This window comes from Rhodovulum sp. 12E13, from assembly GCF_003340565.1.
Lineage (GTDB): Bacteria > Pseudomonadota > Alphaproteobacteria > Rhodobacterales > Rhodobacteraceae > HLUCCA09.
This window is the reverse complement of the sequence record NZ_QPLK01000069.1, coordinates 1-5,431: the sequence shown is the minus strand read 5'-3', so window position 1 is coordinate 5,431 and position 5,431 is coordinate 1. Positions and strand designations below refer to the sequence as shown.

General features: G+C 67.3%; 6 protein-coding genes and 1 pseudogene. 3 read left to right on the top strand and 4 right to left on the bottom strand.

Going from position 1 to position 5,431, the window contains the following annotated elements; genetic code table 11:
* The 3 genes and pseudogenes from DLJ49_RS20720 to DLJ49_RS20710 all read right to left on the bottom strand — a co-directional run.
* Positions 1 to 138, bottom strand: a pseudogene (locus tag DLJ49_RS20720) (IS481 family transposase); the annotation flags it as partial.
* Between the two features lie 75 nt (positions 139 to 213).
* A complete protein-coding gene (locus DLJ49_RS20715; protein ID WP_115395412.1) occupies positions 214 to 969 on the bottom strand; it encodes an ABC transporter ATP-binding protein in 756 nt (251 codons plus the stop codon).
* Between the two features lie 62 nt (positions 970 to 1,031).
* Positions 1,032 to 2,282: an ABC transporter substrate-binding protein gene (locus DLJ49_RS20710; protein ID WP_115395411.1), complete on the bottom strand. Its 1,251-nt coding sequence runs from the start codon at positions 2,280 to 2,282 to the stop codon at positions 1,032 to 1,034.
* A gap of 136 nt (positions 2,283 to 2,418) precedes the next feature.
* Here DLJ49_RS20710 and DLJ49_RS20705 point away from each other — a divergent pair, with 136 nt between their 5' ends.
* The 3 genes from DLJ49_RS20705 to DLJ49_RS20695 are packed head-to-tail and all read left to right on the top strand — an operon-like array spanning position 2,419 to position 4,923.
* Complete coding sequence (locus DLJ49_RS20705; protein ID WP_115395410.1) at positions 2,419 to 3,288, top strand: carbohydrate ABC transporter permease; 870 nt, start codon at positions 2,419 to 2,421, stop codon at positions 3,286 to 3,288.
* Positions 3,289 to 3,295: 7 nt separating this feature from the next.
* A complete protein-coding gene (locus DLJ49_RS20700) occupies positions 3,296 to 4,144 on the top strand; it encodes a carbohydrate ABC transporter permease (protein ID WP_158547539.1) in 849 nt (282 codons plus the stop codon).
* A gap of 8 nt (positions 4,145 to 4,152) precedes the next feature.
* Positions 4,153 to 4,923, top strand: coding sequence for a glycerophosphodiester phosphodiesterase (locus DLJ49_RS20695; RefSeq protein ID WP_158547538.1), 771 nt, complete (start codon positions 4,153 to 4,155; stop codon positions 4,921 to 4,923).
* Positions 4,924 to 5,165: 242 nt separating this feature from the next.
* On the opposite strand, the gene DLJ49_RS21965 is transcribed toward DLJ49_RS20695, so the two are convergent.
* Positions 5,166 to 5,431: saccharopine dehydrogenase family protein (locus DLJ49_RS21965; protein ID WP_199533452.1), on the bottom strand; the 266-nt coding region annotated here is incomplete at its 5' end.

Genomic DNA, 5,431 nt, shown 5'->3' with positions numbered 1-5,431 from the left:
CCGGCCCCGCCACTTCCAAACCGTCTGCTCGGAGATGCCGTAGCGCTCCGCCACCTTCCAGGCCGGCTCGGTGCTCGCCTGGATCGCAGCCCGGATCTTCGGCGTTGTCGTCGCCTGCTTGTGAAGAAAGATTAGCATGCCCGCCCCCCGACCAGAACCTCGCTCAGGATCGAGCGTGCCAGGAACAGCGCCCGTCGGCGAGGGTCGATGTGATCATCCGGGATGGGACAAGTAGGTGCCAGGGATCGTCCCCATGCTGGGCGAGCCGATGAACTTCCCAACATATAAGGTCTGCGGCCGCTCGTAGACCTCGGCGGGGGCGCCCACCTGCTGGATTTCTCCGCCACGCATCACCACCAGTCGGTCGGCCAGTGTCATTGCTTCGACCTGGTCGTGCGTGACGAAGATCGAGGTTGCGCCGACCTCCTCGTGGATACGCCGCACCTCATGGCGCATCTGGACACGCAATTCCGCATCGAGATTCGACAAGGGCTCGTCGAACAGGAACACGCGGGGCGCGCGGATGATGGCCCGCGCCATGGCCACACGCTGGCGCTGGCCGCCTGACAGTTCGGCCGGCTTGCGGTCGAGCAGCCCGTCGAGCTGGACAAGGCGAGCGATCTCCGCGGCTCGGCGGCGGCGCTCTGCCCGCGGCGCGTGGTCGACGCGAAGGGCGTACGCGATGTTCTCGGCCACGCTCATGTGCGGGTAGAGCGCGTAGTTCTGGAACACCATCGCGCAGCCGCGATCGCGCGGCTCGAGGCCCAAGACGTCGCGCTCTCCGAAGCGGATGCGGCCGGCGGTGGCATCCTCCAGCCCGGCGACGACGCGCAGCAGGGTGGACTTTCCGCAGCCCGATGGGCCGAGGATTACGGTGAACTCGCCCGCGCCGATCTGCAGGTCGACGCCCTTGAGCACCTCGGTCGAGCCGAAGGACTTGCGCAGGCCGGTGAGGGTGATGCTGGTCATGGATCGTCAGAAAAAGGCAACCGGCGGGAGTCTCCCGCCGGGCCCGGTCATGCCACGATGGCTCACATCTGGTCGCGTGCGATCATGTCGCGCATTTGCTGGGCGAAGGCGCCGAGCGCTTCCTCGGCGGTCTGCTCCTGAAGAACGATCGACTGCCACACCGCGGGCTCTTCCGAACGGATCGCGGGCATCGCCGGCGGACGGGCACGGGCGAAGGCGACCTCAAGCTGCTCGTTGGCGATGAGATATTCGGGATGCTCCTCGATCCGCTCGCGGGCAAGGTGGGTGTCGATGGCCCCCTTGATGATCGGCAGGTAGCCGGTGCGCACGAACACCAGCGCGTTGTTTTCAGGCGTGGTGACGAAGCGGATGAACTCCCACGCGCCGTCCTTCACCGAGTCCTCTGCGGTGGCTACGATGCCGAGCGTGGCGCCGCCGATGGGCGCGGCGCAGACCGTCTCGCAGGGGAGCGGCGCGACGCCCAGGTCGAACGGAAGGTCGGTCAGATTGCCGGTCAGACCGCCGGTGGAGTTGAACTCGATCGCGGCACGACCGGTGTCGAAGTACTGATCTGCGACGTCCTCGTCGAGCGCGGCCTCGAGAGAGGCGACCTCGTGCACGTTCACCCAGTCCGCGGCGTACTGGTAGGCCTTTACCGACTCGGGGCTGTCGAGCTGCACCGCATTGTCGGCCGGGTCGACCCAGCCGCCGCCGGCCTGGTTCGTCATCGCCCAGCGCACCCATTGCGGCGGGGTGGTCAGGCCCCACTGGGTGGTCTCGTCGCCGTCGCGGATCGTTAGCGCCTCGGCGGCCTCGGTCACCGCCTCCCAGGTGCGCGGGGGCTGCTCGGGGTCGAGGCCGGCGGCACGGAACATGTCCTTGTTATAGTACATCACCGGGGTGGAGACGTTGAACGGGATCACGTAGCTCTCGCCGAGACACTTCGACGCCTCGAGCGCGAAGGGGCGGATCTGCTCGGTCCAGTCGGCGCTGGCCGCGTCGATATAGGGCTGCAGCGGCTCCAGCGCCCCGCGGTCAGCGAACAGGCCGTAGCGCGTGATCTCCAGCATAACGAGGCCGGGTGCAGTGCCGCCCGCGATCGCAGCGGTCAGCTTCTGAGTGCCCTCGGTATAGTTGCCGGTGTAGACGGGGACGATCTCGTAGTCCGGCTGGCTTTCGTTGAACATCTCGGCGAGCTCTCCTACGGCGTCGCCGTTGTTGCCCGAGAAGGCATGCCAGAATTCGATCCGGGTCTGCGCGTCGGCGGCCCCGGCGGCCAGCGTCAGCGCGAGGGCGGAGGTCATCAGGCGCATGGGTGGGTCTCCACTTGGTGATTGGCTGCGGGCCTTCCGCTATGCGCCAGGCATGACGCCTGCGTTGCGGTTTCTTGACATCTGCCGTCACCGATCCGTCATGCGCTTGTAACTCTCCCGTGTTCCTACGGCGGAGATGAGTCGCCTCCGCCCCTACCTGCTGATCTTCCCGGCCTGCCTCGTGCTGGGCGCCTTCATCTACTGGCCGATCCTCTACTCGATCTGGCTCAGCGTGCACCGCTGGGACTGGTTGATGCCGGAGCCACAATTCGTCGGGCTGCAGAACTACACGGTGATGCTGACGAGCGCGCAGTTCCAGAACTCTCTGTGGAACACCGCGCTGTTCACGCTCGTCTCGGTCCCGCCGACGCTGGCGCTCGCGCTGTTTGTCGCTGTGCTGGTGGCGCCGCCGACGCGGTCCAACCGCCTGCTGCGCTCCGTCTACTTCATGCCGACAGTGATGTCGGCGGTCGCGATCGGCGTGATCTTCGACTGGATGATGAACTCGGAGATCGGCACTTTCAACGCCGCGCTCCGTGCCCTCGGCGTCTCGCCCGTGCGGTGGCTGAGCGACCCTGACCTCGCGCTCTTCTCGCTCGCCATGGTCGAGGTCTGGAAGCAGTTCGGCTATGCGGTGGTGATCTACGCCGCGGGCCTTCAGGCGATCCCGAGCACGCTCTACGAGGCCGCGCGGATGGACGGGGCTGGTCCCTGGCGGCAGTTCTGGGATGTCACGTTCCCCCTGATCATGCCAACCACGTTCTTCCTGCTTATCCTGTCGGTGATCAACGGCTTCCAAGTCTACACCTTCGTAGAGGTGATGACGCAGGGGGGGCCGGCGCGCGCGACCGAGGTGATCCTCTACTATCTGATCCGCGTGGGCTTCGAGGCTTCCGATGTCGGGCTCGGCTCCGCGGTGGCCTTGTTCTTGTTCGCTCTGCTGATCGGGATCACGATACTGAAGGCGGCCACGATCGGACGGAAGGTGCATTATGGTTACGACTGAAGGTGCCATGCCCCTTTCGGAGGAGCGGGTTGAACCGCGCCGGGCGCGCCGTCTGCCGCTCGGAGGCTTCGTCCTCGTCGTGCTCGCGCTCGCTGTGCTCTACCCGCTATGGGAGATCGCCAGAATCTCGTTGCTCGACCTGGAGGAGGTAAACAGCCCCGACGCGGCGTTATGGCCCCCGACCTTCCGCGCCTACGTCGAGGCGTGGACGGGCGTCGCCTTCCCCCGCTACTTCCTGAATTCCATCGTAGTGACGTTGGCCGTCACGGTAGGCAGCACTCTCACCGCGATCCTCGCGGCCTATGCCTTCGCCCGTGCGAGCTTTCCAGGGCGCGACGTGCTGTTCCTCGCGGTGATCGGCACGCTCATGATACCCAACCATATCACGCTGATCCCCAACTATCTGACCTTCGCGAAGGTCGGCCTGCTTGACACGTTCGTCTGCCTGATCCTGCCCTTCCTCGCCTCTGGCTTTTCGATCTTCTTCCTGCGCCAGCACATGATGACGATCCCCCGCAGCCTCGACGAGGCGGCGCGGATGGACGGGGCGGGCACCTGGATGATCCTCTGGACGATCATCGTGCCCCTGTCCTGGCCGGCCATCGCCGTCGTCGCCCTATTCGCCTTCATGAGCCAGTGGAACGAGTTCATCTGGCCGCTGCTCGCGACCACGTCCGAGGACATGCGGACGGTGCAGATCGGCCTGCGCTACCTCTTGCGCGACGAGGAAGCGGCGATCCCCGACTGGCCGCTCGTCATGGCCGGAACGATGATCACGCTGGTGCCGCTGCTCATCGCCTACGTCTTTGCCGAGCGGCACCTGATCCGCGGCATCACCATGGGCTCGTTCCGGTGAGCCCGCCCGTGACCGAGCCGAGGACGGAGATCGCCTCGCATCGCGGCGGTGCCGCGCACTGGCCCGAGAATTCGGAGACCGCGTTCCGCGAGACCGCGAAGCTCGCCGTCGAGCAGATCGAGTTCGACGTGCAGATGAGCGCCGACGCCGTGCCGGTGATCTTCCACGATACAACGCTCGACCGGATGACCGACGGCTCTGGCCCCTTGGCCGAAAGGACGCTGGCCGAGCTAAAAGCGCTGTCCATCACGGCCGGGGGCGGCCGTATCCTGACGCTGGACGAGGGGCTCGACCTGCTCGCCCCGACCCACCTGATCCTGCGCTGTGAGATCAAGCCGGGCCCGGGGATGCGCCCTTATCCCGCCCTGCGGGAGGCAACGCTGGCGCGCCTGTCCGAGCGGGGGCTGCTGTGCCGGACCGTGCTCACCTCGTTCCACCTGCCCACGCTGCGCGCGGCTCGAACGCAGGCGGAGGCGGATGCGCTCCGCGACCTGATCTGGCTGATCGCGGACCCGATCATCCGTCTCACCTCACCCTGGGACGTGGCCCGCCTTGCCGAGGAGGCAGGCATCGACCACGTTGCGCCCCACATCGCCACGCTACGCGACGGCGCGCTCGCGCCCTTGCGCGCGGCCGGTCTGCGCGTCGGCGCCTTTGCCGTTCTGGGTGACGACTCCATCGCATGGGCGCTTGGGCAGGAGCTCACGGTCTTTACCACTGACCGTCCCATCGCGGCGCTTGAACTGCGCGACGGCGGTGCGTGTTCGTCCAAACGGTGAGCCGCGCCGCAATGTGCCGATCATAGGCGCCCGCTTCGGGCTCGGTCTGACCTGTCGCGGCGGCACTGCAAGATATGAGGTCGTCGGTGACGCGAAGGTCCGCTTCGTTCGCCATGACCAAATGGGAGCGCACGCGCAGCCAACCTCCGCTCCCCTCCCTTCGCGAGGGATGTTGCGCGGTTCGTGGAAGGCATGCCGTGCGCGTGGCCGCGAAGGGTCGATCCGGCCCGTGGAGCGTGCCGTCAGAGGTCCGTCCGGCGGACGCCGGCGAAGTCGAGCGCGAGGTCGGGGCCGAAGGCGGTGGCCGGGGTGTGGTATCCGGCAGGGGCCTCGCCGGCGGCGACGCGCCGGGCGATCGCCAGGGCCGTGCGGGCCGTCAGCGCGTAGGGCTCGGGCGTCTCCATCAGCGTGGCGACGCGGGTGCCGGCCGCATCCCACCCCTCGCCGAGCAGCCGCGCGCGGCCGCTGCGCCGGAGCGTGGCGGACGGCCCGTGGGCCGTTCGGTCGA

Coding starts and splice junctions, on each gene's coding strand:
- DLJ49_RS20715 (WP_115395412.1), bottom strand. CDS start 969: ATGACCAGCATCACCCTCACCGGCCTGCGCAAGTCCTTCGGCTCGACC.
- DLJ49_RS20710 (WP_115395411.1), bottom strand. CDS start 2,282: ATGCGCCTGATGACCTCCGCCCTCGCGCTGACGCTGGCCGCCGGGGCC.
- DLJ49_RS20705 (WP_115395410.1), top strand. CDS start 2,419: ATGAGTCGCCTCCGCCCCTACCTGCTGATCTTCCCGGCCTGCCTCGTG.
- DLJ49_RS20700 (WP_158547539.1), top strand. CDS start 3,296: ATGCCCCTTTCGGAGGAGCGGGTTGAACCGCGCCGGGCGCGCCGTCTG.